Below are 14,579 nucleotides of genomic sequence, written 5' to 3'. Positions count from 1 at the left end.
AAAATCCTCACCCCGCTGGCGATAAATCCGGCGGGGTGAGGTTGCTTGGGTCAGATGTCCCAGATCAGGTTGATCGCAAAGTTGCGCCCGGGCTGGGTCAGGCGGTCCAGGCTGGCTGGCGAAGTCACGCCGGCTTCACCCACACCGTCGTAGCTGCGCACGTCATCCCAGTTCCAGTATTTCTTGTCGGTCAGGTTGTACAGGCCGCCGTTGACGGTCAGGTCGTCGGTGACTTTGTAGAAACCGGTCAGGTCGACCACGCCAAAGCCTGGGGTCTTGAAGGGGCCGTTGGCCTTGATGCCGGTCGGGGTAAAGAACGTGGCGCTGTCGACCCGGTTCTGTTTCTTGACCAGGGTCCAACTGACCAGCGCACCGTAGTTTTGCTGGTCGTAGCCCAGGCCAAACACACCCTTGAGCGGGTTGACGCTGTTCAGCGGCTGGCCGGTTTCGTCGTTGCGCCCGTGGGCGTAGGCAATCGCGCCTTTGGTGTACAGGCCTTGCGTTGCGCCGAAGGCGTCCAGGTTCAAGCGGCCTTTGACTTCCATGCCCTTGATGGTGGCGCGCTTGATATTGCCTGGCTGGAAGATGGTGCCAGACGGGCCCAGCGCAGCGTTGTCCTCGTCGATGAAGTCGCGGTACTTGTTGTAGAACAGCGCGACGTCGAAATTGCCCGCATCGAAATGGCCACGGATTCCGGTTTCATAGCTCTTGCTGGTTTCCGGCTTGAGGCTCGAGTTGGGCTCGACGACATAGCCTTCGTCAAGGTTTTCAAAGCGGCCATACAGCGCCTTGGCCGATGGCGTGCGGAAACCTTCGGCGTACTGGCCGAACCAGGTGTATTGCTCGGTCAGTGCATAGGTCACGCCGAGTTTTGGCGAGAAGCGGTGCCAGGTTTTGTTCGAGTTGTTGTGGGGGTACTTGCGGTCCGGGTCGGTGGTATTGAGGAACTCTTCGGTCAGCTTGGGTTTGAGCTGGATGTAGTCGTAGCGCAGGCTGGGCATGATGGTCCAGTCGTTCCAGCTAATCTGATCCTGAGCGAACAGCGCGTAGCTGTTGATAGTCGGGTCCGGGAAGTCGCTGGCTTTTTTCACGCTGTCGGCAGGGGTTGGGCTCGGTGCGCCGATGGCGGTACAGCCGGCACCGACGGCCAGGCAGGTCGCCGCGCCTTCGCGCGAACCGGTGACTTTCTGCTGCTTGATCGTGGTGCCGTAGGTCAGCAGGTGGTCGGTATCACCGATGACGAAGGCCTTGTCCAGTTGTGCGTCGAACACCCACTGCTTTTCTTCGTAGAGGGTGTCGCGGGTGCGCAGTACGCGGCGGCCGACCTGATAGATTTCGCTGGTGGCCTGGTCGGTCTTGGCGATCTGGTAGTTGAGGCTGGTCTTGATGTGATCGGCAATCGGCGAGTCCAGTGCAAACTTGTTTTCCAGGCCAAAGCGTTCGCGGGTGATGGTGTCGTTGCCGCGACGGTCACGGTACATATTCATGCCCTGGCCTTCGAGGAAAATCCCGCCCACTGCGCTTTTCTGATTGATGTCGCGGTCGTCCTTGTACTTCTCGTAGGTCAGGCCCAGGCGGTTGTCGTCGCCATAGTTCCAGCCCAGCTTGGCCAGCACGTTGGTGGTACGCACGTCTTCGGGGTTGGCGCCGGTGCGGGCCAGGCCGGTGGCGTTGTTGCCGTCGTAGGATTCCATCTCGTGGCCATTGCGCTGGCTCAGGTGCAGCAACCCATCGAAGTCCTGCACACGCCCGGCGACGGTGCCGGAGGTCAGCCAGCTTTCGTCAGCCGAGCTGTAGCCGGTCTTCAGGCGGGCGCCGACGTCCTGGCCGGGCTTGATGATGTCGCTCGGGTCGAGGGTGAAGTAGCTGACGGCGCCGCCGATGGCGCTGCTGCCGTACAGGGCCGAGGCCGGGCCGCGGATGATCTCGACGCGTTTGACGATTTCCGGGTCGACATAGTTGCGGCGGGTTTTGGCATACGGGCCGTTGAAGAAGTTGTCCGGGACCTCTACGCCGTCCACCTGGGTGAGGATACGGTCGCCGTCGATCCCCCGAATGTTGTAGCCGGAATTACCGGAGCGGGTGCCAGCGCCACCCACCGAGACACCCGGCTCGTAGCGCACCAGTTCGCGGATGGTGTTGACGTTCTGGCGGTCCAGTTCCTCGCGCTCATGCACCGTGACGGTGCTGGGCACGCTGTCTACCGCCTGTTCCTGGCGGGTGGCGCTGATGGTCATTTGTTGCAGGGTGATGGCACTCCCCGCCGTGCGCTTTTCCAGAACGATATTGTAGTTGCCCAGTTTGCGGTAGTTCAGGTTGGTCCCCACCAACAGCCGGTCCAGAGCTTTTTCCGGGGTCAGCGAACCGCGTGCGCCGGGGGAGGAAACCCCTTGGCCCAGTTCGGCGGGCAGGCCGATCTGCCAGCCGGTGACGGCGGTAAAGGCGTTGAGCGCCGAAACCAGGGGTTGCTGCTCGATGCTGAAGGTGTAATTGGCGTGGCTGCGCGCCGCAGGTTCGGCGGCATTGGCCGTCAGCATCGGGCTGCCCGCCAGCAGGATGGCGGCGGTCAGCAGGCACAGCGTGGGCGAAGAGGGCCGGCGGTTGAAACGAGAGGACATCGAGAGCGCTCCGAGGGACGAGTCTTATAGTTGCGAACCTGAATCAAATAGGAATCAGTTGCATTGGCTAAGACGAGACGTACCAGCAGGAGCTATCGAGTAAAAATAATTATTCTCAGTTGAGAATCACGAGCGCAGGGAACTCCGAGAGCTTGGCCGAGGTGATGTGGGCCAGGGAGCGCACCACGTCCAGCGGCTGGTCCAAGCGGTAGTTACCGGTCACGGCGACGCTGGCCAGTTGCTCGTTGGTGTTGACGATCCAGCCTGGGTAATAGCGCCGCAGCTCTGCCAGCACTTCGCTCATCGGGCAGTTTTCAAAGATCAGCCGGCCCTGGACCCATGCCAGTTCCTTAGTGGCATCGAGCTTGGCCGGTTGGCCGAAGCCTTTGGGGCCGACGCGGATGCTCTCGCCGGCACTCAGGCGCACCCGGTTGTTGCCGAAGGTGGTACTCAGGTCGACATCCCCGCGTTGTACCTGCACCTGCGCCTCACCGTTGAGATAACGCACGGCGAATGCCGTATCGCTGACACTGGCGCGCACCGGGCCGGCGTCGATTTGCAGGGGCAGGCCACGATTGGCCGCGACGTCGAAAAACGCCTCACCCTGATACAGGCGGGCGATGCGCTGATGCTCGTCGATGGTGCTGGAAAACGCCGAGTTGGTATTGAGCAGCACCTTGGAGCCGTCATCCAGTTGCAGGCGCTGGCGCTCGCCGACCACGGTCAAGTGGTCGGCCTGTAGGCGTACTGGCAGATTGCTGAAGCTGAACAGCCCCAGCAACAGTACCGCAGCAGTGGCCAAGGGCTTCCAATGCGGCTTGATCCGCCGCCAGGCGCTGGGCTTGCGCGGCGCATTGAGAGCCACGGCGGCGCTGTGCACCGGCGCACCGCCCCAGGCGGTCTGGGCCTTGGCGAAGGCCTGGGCGTGACTCGGGTCGGCATCCAGCCAGGCCTGGAACTCGGCTTGCTGCCCAGGCTGCGGGCACTGCAACGCGATCAGCCAGTCGAGGGCTTGGTCCATGGCCGCATGTTGCAACACCTCATGAGCCAGCTCATGGGGGTGCAGTTTGTTCGGGTCCGTCACGGTGTTCCTCGGGTCTTCGCCACGTTTTATTCAGTGTCTTGCGTATTTTTGCGACTTTTCTGTCGGCGTGTCCCGACAAAGCTTAAGGGTGATCGAGTCGTTCGGCCACACCTATGCAGATGGCCATGATCAACTTCAGTTCCTTTTGCACGGTGCTCAACGACACCTGCAACTGATCGGCGATCTCCTGATAGCTGCAGCCGTGCAGGCGGCTGAGGATAAAGATCTGCTGCTGGCGAGCGCTCAACTGCCCAAGGCTGACGCTCAGGTGCTCCAGCAGTTGCTCGGCGTGGGCGGCATCTTCAGGAGTGGTGACCGGGGAGGCGACGCTTTGCAGGACGTCCATCGGAACATCTTCCTGCAAGGTGCGGGACTGAATCCGACGCGAGCGCAGATGATCCAGAGCCAGGTTGCGCGCAGTCTGGAACACGAAGGGTTCGAGGTGATCAATCGGTCGTTCGCTGAGGGCCCGCGTCACGCGCAGGTAGGTTTCCTGCAACAGGTCCTCGGCGGTGCTGTGGTTGTTCACCATCCGCTGCAAGGTGCGCAGTAGCACCACCCGTTGGGTGAGGAAGACTTGATTGAAGCGGGATAGGCTCACAGTGGTACCGGACCGATTGGCAGTTAATGATAATGCTTATCATCAACGCAAATGGCAAGTATCACTTTGCTGCAATCTGCTCAACCCTGTAGGAGCGAGCTTGCTCGCGAAGATCATCAACGATAACGCTGGCATCCTGAATGAGCGTGGCGCCTTTGCGTTTCTCGCGAGCAAGCTCGCTCCTACAGTGATCGGGTCGATCAGGTTTTCAGTGGGGTTATTCGGCGTTACACAGCGCCAGGCAGTTATCCAGCATACGGTTGGAGAAGCCCCATTCGTTGTCGTACCAAGCCAATACCTTGAGCAGCTTGCCGCTGGACTTGGTGTGGTTGGCATCGAAGATCGACGACAGCGGGTTATGGTTGAAGTCACTGGAAACCAGCGGCAAGGTGTTGTAACCGAGGATTTTCGAGTGTTGGCTGGCTTCTTTAAGCAGCGCGTTGACCTCATCGGCCGTGGCTTCTTTTTTCAATTGCACGGTCAGGTCCACCAGCGACACGTTGATCACCGGCACCCGCACCGCCATGCCGGTCAGCTTGCCTGCCAGCTCCGGTAGCACCAGGCCCACCGCTTCGGCGGCGCCGGTCTTGCTTGGGATCATGTTCTGCGTGGCCGAACGGGCGCGGTACGGGTCGGTGTGGTAGACGTCGGTCAGGTTTTGGTCATTGGTGTAGGCATGAATGGTAGTCATCAGGCCACTTTCGATACCCAGTTCGCGATGCAGCACCTGAGCGACCGGCGCCAGGCAGTTGGTGGTGCAGGACGCATTGGAGATGATCTGGTGAGATTGACGCAAAATGTCATGGTTTACCCCGTAGACCACGGTCGCATCCGCGCCTTTGGCCGGGGCAGAGATGATCACCTTGCGCGCACCGGCGCTAATATGGGCGGCAGCTTTGTCACGGTCGGTGAACAGACCGGTGCATTCGAACACCACGTCGATCTTGTGCGCAGCCCACGGCAGGTCGGCGGGGTTGCGAATGGCACTCACGGCAATCCGGTCGCCATTGACGGTCAGGCTTTCCTGATCGTGGGCGACCTCTGCATCGAAAGTGCCATGGACGGTGTCGTATTTGAGCAGATGGGCATTGATCGAACTGTCGCCCAGATCATTGATGGCGACGATCTGCAAATCCTGGCGGTAGCCTTGGGTATAAAGTGCGCGCAGGACGTTGCGGCCAATGCGGCCAAAACCATTGATTGCAATTCGAAGAGTCATTTGAAAGCGCCTGTCGTCGATTTGTTGTAAGAATTACAAGATTATTCGCATAAAAATAGAAAACAAGCCTTTTTAGTGGCAATATTTTGTTCAATCTACAACGAGTGACCTGAATCAACTGGTCCGATTGGTCAAGTAACTTCCTGCCAACCTCTTCGCGGCGGGCTTTTGACCAGCATAGACACTCAGGTCGCCACATCCGTTAGCCTGGAGTTCTACACATGCATCCCCGCGTACTTGAGGTCACCGAACGCCTTATCGCCCGCAGCCGGGCAACCCGTGAGGCGTACCTTGCGCTGATTCGCGGCGCGGCCAGCGACGGGCCGATGCGCGGCAAGCTGCAATGCGCCAACTTTGCCCACGGCGTGGCCGGATGCGGCACCGAAGACAAAAACAGTCTGCGAATGATGAATGCCGCCAACGTGGCAATTGTTTCGTCATATAACGACATGCTCTCGGCGCACCAGCCCTACGAACACTTCCCGGAACAGATCAAGAAAGCCCTGCGCGAGGTTGGCTCGGTCGGCCAGTTCGCCGGTGGCACTCCGGCCATGTGCGACGGCGTGACCCAAGGCGAGCCCGGTATGGAGCTGAGCCTGCTGAGCCGCGAAGTGATTGCCATGTCCACGGCGGTAGCGCTGTCCCACAACATGTTTGACGCCGCGCTAATGCTGGGGATCTGCGACAAGATCGTTCCGGGCCTGATGATGGGGGCCCTGCGTTATGGCCACCTGCCGATGATCTTCGTGCCCGGTGGGCCGATGCCGTCGGGGATCTCCAACAAGCAGAAAGCCGATGTGCGCCAGCGCTATGCCGAAGGCAAGGCCAGCCGCGAAGAGCTGCTGGAATCGGAGATGAAGTCCTACCACAGCCCCGGCACCTGCACCTTCTACGGCACCGCCAATACCAATCAGTTGCTGATGGAAGTCATGGGCCTGCACTTGCCGGGCGCCTCGTTCGTCAACCCATACACGCCGCTGCGCGATGCGCTGACCCGTGAAGCTGCGCACCAGGTCACGCGCTTGACCAAGGCCAATGGCAACTTCACGCCGATTGGCGAGATCGTCGACGAAAAATCCCTGGTCAACTCCATCGTCGCCCTCAACGCCACCGGCGGTTCGACCAACCACACCCTGCATATGCCGGCGATCGCCATGGCGGCGGGCATCATTCTTACCTGGCAGGACATGGCCGACCTCTCGGAAGTGGTGCCGACCCTGTCCCACGTCTATCCGAACGGCAAGGCTGACATCAACCACTTCCAGGCAGCGGGCGGCATGTCGTTCCTGATCCGCGAGCTGCTGGAAGCCGGGCTGCTCCACGAAGACGTCAACACCGTCGCCGGCCATGGCCTGAGCCGCTACACCCGCGAGCCCTTCCTGGTGGACGGTGAACTGGTCTGGCGCGAAGGCCCGATCGAAAGCCTCGACGAAACCATCCTGCGCCCGGTAGCCCGCGCGTTCTCCCCCGAAGGTGGCTTGCGTGTGATGCAAGGCAACCTCGGCCGTGGGGTGATGAAAGTCTCGGCGGTGGCCCTCGAACATCAAATCGTCGAAGCGCCGGCGGTAGTGTTCCAGGACCAGCAGGACCTGGCCGATGCGTTCAAGGCCGGCCAGTTGGAGAAGGATTTCGTCGCCGTGATGCGCTTCCAGGGCCCGCGCTCTAATGGCATGCCGGAATTGCACAAGATGACGCCGTTCCTCGGCGTGCTCCAAGACCGTGGCTTCAAGGTGGCATTGGTGACAGACGGGCGCATGTCCGGCGCCTCGGGTAAAATCCCTGCCGCGATTCACGTCAGCCCCGAAGCCCAACGCGGTGGGGCGCTGGCGCGGGTCCGGGATGGCGATATCATTCGCGTCGATGGCGTCAAAGGCACCCTGGAGCTTAAGGTGGACGCCGAAGAATTTGCAGCGCGCGCGCCTGCCACGGGCCTGTTGGGCAATAACGTGGGGGCCGGTCGCGAGCTGTTTGCATTTATGCGCCTGGCCGCAAGCTCCGCAGAGCAGGGCGCCAGCGCCTTTACCTCTGCCCTGGAGACACTTAAGTGAAGCTTGCGCTGGTGGGTGATATTGGCGGTACCAACGCCCGGTTTGCGTTGTGGCGGGACCAGGCACTGCATTCGATCCGAGTGCTGGCCACGGCGGATCACGCCAGCCCCGAGGATGCGATCAAGGTCTACCTCGCCGAGGAAGGCTTGGAGCCGGGCTCCATAGGTGCGGTGTGCCTGTCGGTCGCCGGGCCGGTAAGCGGTGATGAGTTCAAGTTCACCAACAACCACTGGCGCCTGAGCAAGGCCGCATTCTGCAAGGCCCTGCAAGTGGACGAGCTACTGCTGGTCAATGACTTCTCGGCCATGGCCCTGGGCATGACCCGCCTGCAACCCGATGAGTATCGCGTTGTGTGCGCAGGCACCCCGGAGCCATGGCGCCCGGCGGTGGTGATTGGCCCTGGAACGGGCTTGGGCGTGGGCACCTTGCTCGACCTGGGCGCTGGCCGTTGGGCTGCGTTGCCGGGGGGAGGGCGGGCATGTCGACCTGCCCTTGAGCAGCCCACGGGAAACCCAGTTGTGGCAGCACATCTACAACGAGATCGGGCATGTCAGTGCTGAAACCGCCTTGAGCGGCGCCGGTTTGCCACGTTTGTACCGGGCGATCTGTGCGGTGGACGGTCACCCGGCCGTACTGGAAACCCCGGAGGCAATCACGGCGGCGGGCCTGGCGGGCGATCCGGTGGCGCTGGAGGTCCTGGATCAGTTCAGCATCTGGCTGGGCCGGGTGGCCGGCAATAACGTGCTGACCACGGGGGCCCGGGGCGGTGTGTATATCGTGGGTGGGGTGATCCCACGGTTTGCCGATTTCTTTATCAACAGTGGCTTTGCCAAGAGCTTTGCTGACAAAGGCTGCATGAGCGACTACTTCAAGGGTATCCCGGTGTGGTTGGTGACGGCGCCGTATTCCGGGTTGACCGGGGCGGGTGTGGCACTGGAGCAGGCATTTGCGTAGGCAGTGATGGCCTCATCGCGGGCAAGCCCGCTCCCACAGGACAATGCATTCCAACTGTAGGAGCGGGCTTGCCCGCGATGAGGCCCCTGAGAACAACCCATGCTTCAAGGCTTGGCCCATAACAACAAGGAGGCCCCCGTGAGCGTAATCAGTAAATCCATTCTCCTCGTCGATGACGACGAGGAAATCCGCGAGTTGCTGCAAACCTACCTCAGTCGCGCCGGCTTCCAGGTGCGGGGCGTGCCCAATGGTGCAGGGTTTCGCCAGGCCATGGACGCGGCCCCGTGCGACCTGGTGATCCTCGACGTGATGCTGCCCGACGAAGACGGCTTCAGCCTCTGCCGCTGGGTACGCCAGCACCCGCGCCAGGCCCAGGTGCCGATCATCATGCTCACTGCCAGTTCCGACGAAGCCGACCGGGTTATCGGCCTGGAGCTGGGCGCCGACGATTACATCGGCAAACCCTTCAGCCCGCGAGAGTTGCAGGCCCGCATCAAGGCCCTGTTGCGCCGCTGCCAGTTTGGCCAGGAGCGTACCGGTGGCGATGTGCTGGTGTTCGATGAGTGGCGGCTGGATATGGTCAGTCATCGGCTGTTTCACCTCGATGGTGAGGAAGTCATCCTGTCCGGCGCCGACTTTGCCCTGCTCAAGCTGTTCCTTGATCATCCGCAGCAAATTCTTGATCGCGACACCATCGGCAACGCCACCCGTGGCCGCGACCTGATGCCCCTCGACCGAATTGTCGATATGGCTGTCAGCCGCCTGCGACAACGCCTACGCGATACCGAGAAACCTCCACGGTTGATCCGCACCGTGCGTGGCAGCGGTTACCAACTGGCGGCCAGTGTGGTTGCCAGCAATGCCCACTGAGCGCCGGCGCATTCCGGTGCCGCGCTCATTGCTGGGGCGCATGTTGCTGCTGACCCTGTTGGCGGTGCTGTTTGCCCAGGCCTTATCCAGCGTGATCTGGGTGTCGCAGTTGCGCGCTACCCAGCTTGAAGGCCTGGTCACTAGCGCCCGTAGCCTGGCCCACTCGATGACTGCCAGCGTCAGCTATTTCCGCTCGCTGCCGGTGGCTTATCGGCCGTTGGTGCTTGACCAACTGCGCAGCATGGGCGGTACGCGCTTTGTCGTGACGCTCAACGACAAGCCGCTGGATATGCAGATCTTGCCGCAAACCCCGCGCAAACAGGCGGTGCTCGGTGCCGTGGATGAAGTGCTACGCCAGACCCTGGGCGGTGACGTGCATTTTTCGGTGGAGTTTGTCAGTGCCCAAGACCTGCGCATTTTCAATGCCGGGCTCAAGCTCGATGAGCTGCCACGTTCCTGGGCGCATTACGCCCTGACGCTTGAGCCGGTCAACCCGCCGGTGCTGGTGACGCAGATCGAATTGGGCGCCGGCGAGTGGCTGTATATCGCCTCGTTGCTGCCCGAACCCTACACCAGCCTCGAAGAACAGGGCCTGCCCTCCCAACAGGTGTGGTTTATCGTGCTGACCAGTGGCTTCCTGCTGCTGTTTATCGGTCTGCTGGTGCATTGGCAGAGCCGGCCGCTCAAGCGCCTGGCGCGGGCGGCGCGGGACCTGTCCCTGGGCGCCGACGTGGAGCCGGTGGCCGAAGGTGGCGGCAGCGAAGTGGTGGAAGTGGGCCGTGCGTTCAATGCCATGCGCGAGCGGATCAGCCGCTACCTGACCGAACGCAGCCAGTTGTTCAGCGCAATTTCCCACGACCTGCGCACCCCGATCACACGCCTGCGGCTGCGCGTGGAACTGCTGGAAGATGAAAAGCTGCAAGCCAAGTTTGGCCGTGACCTGGATGAGCTGGAGCTGCTGGTCAAGGGCGCGTTGCAGTGCGTCAAGGACACGGATATCCACGAGAACATCGAGCCGGTGGACCTCAATCATGTGCTCGACTGCCTGGTGGAGCCGTACCTGGCACCCAATGGCAATGGGCGCGTGACCCAGCACGGTCGGGCGTTGACGGCCTATCCGGGCAAGCCCCTGGCGCTCAAGCGCTGCATTGGCAACCTGATCGATAACGCCCTGAAGTACGGGCAGAACGCTCACCTGCGTATCGAAGACGATGGTGCGCAGTTCATCCTGCACGTGGATGACGAGGGGCCAGGTGTGCCGGAGCAGCGTTTGGAGCAGGTGTTCGAACCGCACTTTCGCCTGGCCGGGCAGCAGCAGGGCTATGGCCTGGGGCTGGGGATTGCCCGCAATATCGCCCACAGCCATGGCGGCGAAGTCAGCCTGCAGAATTTACGTGAAGGTGGCCTGCGGGTGACCTTGCAACTGCCCCGATCCCAGGACTAAACAACACCGCGTAACCCTGTAGGAGCTGGCAAGCCAGCTCCTACAGGGTTACGCGGTGGGTCAGATGCTTTGGCGTAGCCTGGCCAAGTCGCGCAAAGGCGGCGCGCCAAACAACCGGCTGTATTCCCGGCTGAACTGCGACGGGCTTTCATACCCCACCCGATATCCCGCCGCCGAGGCCTCCAGGCCTTCGGCGATCATCAGTCGCCGTGCTTCCTGCAGGCGCAGCTGTTTCTGGTATTGCAGCGGGCTCATGGCGGTGATCGCCTTGAAGCGGTGGTGCAGGGTCGACACGCTCAGATTCACTTCCTTGGCCAGGTCGTCGATGCGCAGCGGTTGTTCGTAGTTTCCGTTCAACCAGGTGATCGCACGGCTGACCCGATGGCTCTGACTATTGGCTACGGCAATTTCGTACAGGCGATAACCCTGTGGCCCACGCAGCAGGCGGTAGAGAATTTCGCGATTGATCAACGGCGCCAACATCGCGATGTCTTTGGGCGTATCCAGCAGGCGTGCCAGGCGCAGTACCGCATCGAGCAGTTGGGTGTCGATCCGGTCGACATACATCCCGCGCGATGTCGGGCGCGTAGGCACGCCCATCGGGCCGGCTTCGGCAATCAACGCGGTCAACTGCGCCGGGTCGATATTGATCCGCACTGACAGGTTGGGGTCTTCGGGCGTGGCATCGATGATCCGCCCGGCCACCGGCATCGCGACCGAGAACACCAGGTAGTTGAGTGGGTCGTAGGCAAAGATTTCGTCGGCCAGGCGCACCTCTTTGCTGCCGTTGGCGAGGATGCACAGGGCGGGCTCCACCAGCACTGGCATGAAGTCGCGCGGCGTGTTGTGGCGGTTCAGGTACAACGAGGTGATCGCCGTGCCGTAGGAACCGTCCTCCCAGGTATGCCTGCGCACGATACCGGCCAGCTCGGCGCGCTGTTTTTCCATCTCGGCATCGAGGGGAATGGACTGCTGTTCGGGCGACGACATGGGGCGTCCTCTGCATGCTTCTTTGATGGGCACAGCTTAGCGGTGCCTGTTCCAGTGGTGTTAGGTCGATTCTGCACAATCCTTGCCTGATCCTGCGGCGCGTCTTGAATCAGGCAAGCGCACGGCCTGTCATCTCCCTGAAACAAGGCGCCTGTCCATGAAATAAAGCCTGGCGCCACAGCGTCTCTCTAGGTTTCTGGCAGGATTGTGCAATAAGCCGGCAGGAATCGACTAACCGCGCAGAGGCTCGCGCCCGTATCTTTGACCGTGTGGCAGCACGCCTCCACAGTGCTTGCCGAGCATCACTTCTCAACGGGAGAGTCGAACATGTCCACCCCCATTCCCGCGAGCCATATGGCCTTTATCCGCGCCCGCAGCGGGTGCAGCACCGAACTGGGTGCACGCTTGAGCAGTTTGATCGAACCGGGCCGCCAGGCTCAGGGTTGCCTGCAATTCTCGTTGCAGCACTCCCAGGTTGACCCCGATGTATGGCTGGTCTCAGGCTTCTGGAGCAGCGAACAGGCGATGAGCGCCTACTTCAGCTCGCCGGCGCTGATGTTGTTTACCGAGCTGTTGAATGACATGGTCGTGCGCAGCATGGACTTCCAGACCTTCACCGACGCATCCGCCGCCAATGCCTATGGCGAGTACCTGCAATTGGCCGGTTAGGGTTTAGAATGGCCGACTTTCCATTGGCCAGGACCTGCAACATGGCACGTAAAGAGTTTGCCCACCACGAAGCTGTTTCCGCCCTGGTGCGTGAAGACCAAGGGGGCTATAGCGCCGCCATCGCCGTCAAGGCACTGGATGGTATGAGCGCACCGCGCTTTCACAAGATCCTTGATGGCCAACTGTTCAAGACTGCCGACGACGCTGACGATGCAGCGGCCCAGCAACTGGAGCGCTTGATCGATATCGATGAAGAGGGCCAACTGGCCTGGGCGACCGCAACAAGCTAAAGAACACCGCAAATCCAAATGTGGGAGCGGGTTCTGTGTGGGAGCGGGCTTGCTCGCGAAAGCGTTGTGTCAGCCAACCAATTTGGTACTGATCCACCGCTTTCGCGGGCAAGCCCGCTCCCACACAAGCCCGCTCCCACATTTTTAATTGCATTCCATCCAATCAGGGTTTGTTAGCGCCTGGGCGGTACATCTTGAACAGCGCTTGCGGCCCCAACTGGAAGTAATCCGCCGGCCCGCCGCCCCGCAGAATCGGCTCGGCAGCGGCGGTGTCGTACACCCCATCCTTGAGCAGCCACTTGGCGATATGCACCGCGACCACTTCGCCGAGCACCAGCCAGCTAGGCACCAGCTCCTTATCGGCCCGTTGCAGCTGAATGATCTGCGTCACCTTGCACTCGAACGACACCGGGCTTTCGCCCACTCGGGGCACGGCAATCACCTTGGACGCCACCGGCGTCAGCCCGGCCAGTTCAAACTCGTTGACCTCGGGGGACACGGCGGCGCAGCTCTGGTTCATCTGCTCGGCCAGTGGACGCGTGGCCAGGTTCCAGACAAATTCGCCGGTCTGCTCAATGTTGTTCAGGCTGTCTTTGCGCCCGACGCTGGAAAAACCAATGATCGGTGGAATGTAGTTGAAGGCGTTGAAAAAACTGTAGGGCGCCAGGTTCAGGCGGCCTTCGTTGTCCTGGGACGAAATCCAGCCAATGGGCCGTGGGCCGACGATGGCGTTGAACGGGTCATGGGGCAGGCCGTGGCCGTTGGCGGGTTCATAGAAATGGATGTCGTCGGGCATGGACGGGGTTCCTGCGGCGGGAAAAGCACAATAGTGCAGGCCCAACGGCAGGATTTCTAGCGAGCATATGGAATTTTCATCCAGCGCCCACCTATTTTTCACAGCTGTACGGCCAGTCTGCACGCCAGGTCGATACCCCCCCCCATGAGTCGGCCTTTAGAGACTGAACTCTGGAGCCTTCTGCACAATGAACAAACTTCCTCAGATTACCCTGGCGTTCTGGGTCATGAAGATCTGTGCGACCACCCTTGGCGAAACCGCTGGGGACTTGTTGTCGATGACTCTGAGCGTCGGCTATGCCATCAGTTCGATGATCCTGCTCAGCGTGTTCCTGATCACGTTGCTGACGCAGTTATGGTCGAAAACCTACAACCCGGTGCTGTACTGGATCGTGATTCTATCGACGAGCACGGCGGGCACCACCATGTCCGATTTTATGGACCGTACCCTGGGTCTGGGGTACGCCTCCGGCTCAATGATCCTGATTGTGCTGTTGTTGATGGTCTTCGCCGTTTGGCACTTGAGCGGCAATTCGCTGAACGTGAACAAGGTGCAGACCCCGCGTGGCGAGCTGTTCTACTGGATCGCGATCCTGCTCTCCAACACTTTGGGCACGGCGTTGGGTGACTTCCTGGCCGACGACTCGGGCTTAGGCTTTGCCGGCGGCGCCATGTTGATCGGCGCAAGCATCTTGCTGGTGGTGGCGCTCAAGTACTGCACGACGGTTTCGTCGGTGGTGTTGTTCTGGATAGCGTTTGTCTTGACCCGGCCCTTTGGCGCGACCCTCGGCGACTTCCTGACCAAACCCCATGAAAAGGGCGGCCTGGACTTTGGCACGGTGGGCTCGTCTGCGGTGCTGGCGGCGGTGTTGCTGGTGATGATCGCCGGTGCTTGGTATGTACAGCGCCGGGACAACCGCCAGCCGCTGGCTGAGCTGTCCTGATAGAGGATGAAAAAAGGGGCCATGTCATTGCATGACATGGCCCCTTTTCTATA

The 14,579-nt window shown here is 61.1% G+C and carries 12 protein-coding genes and 1 pseudogene; 7 read left to right on the top strand and 6 right to left on the bottom strand.

Features of this window, described 5'->3' with window-relative positions; genetic code table 11:
• Positions 1–50: 50 nt before the first annotated feature.
• The 4 genes from JTY93_RS20655 to gap all read right to left on the bottom strand — a co-directional run bounded on the left by JTY93_RS20655 (position 51) and on the right by gap (position 5,522).
• Positions 51–2,618: a TonB-dependent receptor gene (locus JTY93_RS20655; protein WP_205476888.1), complete on the bottom strand. Its 2,568-nt coding sequence runs from the start codon at positions 2,616–2,618 to the stop codon at positions 51–53.
• A 115-nt stretch (positions 2,619–2,733) separates the two neighbouring features.
• Positions 2,734–3,702, bottom strand: a complete 969-nt coding sequence (locus JTY93_RS20650; RefSeq protein WP_205476887.1) for a FecR family protein — start codon at positions 3,700–3,702, stop codon at positions 2,734–2,736.
• 82 nt (positions 3,703–3,784) lie between these two features.
• On the bottom strand, positions 3,785–4,303 hold the full coding sequence (locus JTY93_RS20645) for an RNA polymerase sigma factor (protein ID WP_169954629.1): 519 nt from the start codon (positions 4,301–4,303) through the stop codon (positions 3,785–3,787).
• 217 nt (positions 4,304–4,520) lie between these two features.
• A complete protein-coding gene (gap, locus tag JTY93_RS20640) occupies positions 4,521–5,522 on the bottom strand; it encodes a type I glyceraldehyde-3-phosphate dehydrogenase (RefSeq protein WP_029295415.1) in 1,002 nt (333 codons plus the stop codon).
• A gap of 221 nt (positions 5,523–5,743) precedes the next feature.
• On the opposite strand from gap, the gene edd reads away from it, so the two are divergent.
• The 4 genes and pseudogenes from edd (at position 5,744) to JTY93_RS20620 (ending at position 10,838) form a co-directional block, all read left to right on the top strand.
• Complete coding sequence (gene edd, locus JTY93_RS20635) at positions 5,744–7,570, top strand: phosphogluconate dehydratase (protein WP_146492553.1); 1,827 nt, start codon at positions 5,744–5,746, stop codon at positions 7,568–7,570.
• Positions 7,567–8,524 (top strand): annotated as a pseudogene (locus JTY93_RS20630) (glucokinase). Before edd ends, JTY93_RS20630 begins: the two are co-directional and overlap by 4 nt.
• A gap of 138 nt (positions 8,525–8,662) precedes the next feature.
• Complete coding sequence (locus JTY93_RS20625) at positions 8,663–9,394, top strand: response regulator (protein ID WP_169993744.1); 732 nt, start codon at positions 8,663–8,665, stop codon at positions 9,392–9,394.
• A gap of 16 nt (positions 9,395–9,410) precedes the next feature.
• On the top strand, positions 9,411–10,838 hold the full coding sequence (locus JTY93_RS20620) for an ATP-binding protein (RefSeq protein WP_205476902.1): 1,428 nt from the start codon (positions 9,411–9,413) through the stop codon (positions 10,836–10,838).
• A gap of 60 nt (positions 10,839–10,898) precedes the next feature.
• Here the strand turns inward: JTY93_RS20620 and JTY93_RS20615 are convergent, their stop codons facing one another.
• Positions 10,899–11,828, bottom strand: coding sequence for an AraC family transcriptional regulator (locus tag JTY93_RS20615; protein WP_205476885.1), 930 nt, complete (start codon positions 11,826–11,828; stop codon positions 10,899–10,901).
• Between the two features lie 327 nt (positions 11,829–12,155).
• Here JTY93_RS20615 and JTY93_RS20610 point away from each other — a divergent pair, with 327 nt between their 5' ends.
• Both JTY93_RS20610 and JTY93_RS20605 read left to right on the top strand, forming a co-directional pair.
• Positions 12,156–12,497: an antibiotic biosynthesis monooxygenase family protein gene (locus JTY93_RS20610; protein WP_024077189.1), complete on the top strand. Its 342-nt coding sequence runs from the start codon at positions 12,156–12,158 to the stop codon at positions 12,495–12,497.
• An 8-nt stretch (positions 12,498–12,505) separates the two neighbouring features.
• A complete protein-coding gene (locus tag JTY93_RS20605) occupies positions 12,506–12,787 on the top strand; it encodes a hypothetical protein (protein ID WP_205476884.1) in 282 nt (93 codons plus the stop codon).
• A 163-nt stretch (positions 12,788–12,950) separates the two neighbouring features.
• Here JTY93_RS20605 and JTY93_RS20600 read toward each other — a convergent pair whose 3' ends face one another.
• Positions 12,951–13,583, bottom strand: a complete 633-nt coding sequence (locus tag JTY93_RS20600; RefSeq protein ID WP_205476883.1) for a flavin reductase family protein — start codon at positions 13,581–13,583, stop codon at positions 12,951–12,953.
• 187 nt (positions 13,584–13,770) lie between these two features.
• Between JTY93_RS20600 and JTY93_RS20595 the strand changes: the two genes are divergently transcribed.
• Positions 13,771–14,526 carry a COG4705 family protein gene (locus tag JTY93_RS20595; protein ID WP_205476882.1) on the top strand — a complete coding sequence of 252 codons (756 nt, stop codon included), beginning with the start codon at positions 13,771–13,773 and terminating at the stop codon, positions 14,524–14,526.
• Positions 14,527–14,579 lie beyond the last annotated feature (53 nt).

This window comes from Pseudomonas hygromyciniae (assembly GCF_016925675.1).
Lineage (GTDB): Bacteria > Pseudomonadota > Gammaproteobacteria > Pseudomonadales > Pseudomonadaceae > Aquipseudomonas > Aquipseudomonas hygromyciniae.
Note: the sequence above shows the minus strand (reverse complement) of the source record. Positions and strands in the feature narration are given on the sequence as shown.

What these genes read in the sequence shown, in the direction of transcription:
- JTY93_RS20655 (WP_205476888.1), bottom strand. Translation starts at nt 2,618, where the DNA reads ATGTCCTCTCGTTTCAACCGCCGGCCCTCTTCGCCCACGCTGTGCCTG.
- gap (WP_029295415.1), bottom strand. Translation starts at nt 5,522, where the DNA reads ATGACTCTTCGAATTGCAATCAATGGTTTTGGCCGCATTGGCCGCAAC.
- edd (WP_146492553.1), top strand. Translation starts at nt 5,744, where the DNA reads ATGCATCCCCGCGTACTTGAGGTCACCGAACGCCTTATCGCCCGCAGC.
- JTY93_RS20615 (WP_205476885.1), bottom strand. Translation starts at nt 11,828, where the DNA reads ATGTCGTCGCCCGAACAGCAGTCCATTCCCCTCGATGCCGAGATGGAA.
- JTY93_RS20610 (WP_024077189.1), top strand. Translation starts at nt 12,156, where the DNA reads ATGTCCACCCCCATTCCCGCGAGCCATATGGCCTTTATCCGCGCCCGC.
- JTY93_RS20605 (WP_205476884.1), top strand. Translation starts at nt 12,506, where the DNA reads ATGGCCGACTTTCCATTGGCCAGGACCTGCAACATGGCACGTAAAGAG.
- JTY93_RS20600 (WP_205476883.1), bottom strand. Translation starts at nt 13,583, where the DNA reads ATGCCCGACGACATCCATTTCTATGAACCCGCCAACGGCCACGGCCTG.
- JTY93_RS20595 (WP_205476882.1), top strand. Translation starts at nt 13,771, where the DNA reads ATGAACAAACTTCCTCAGATTACCCTGGCGTTCTGGGTCATGAAGATC.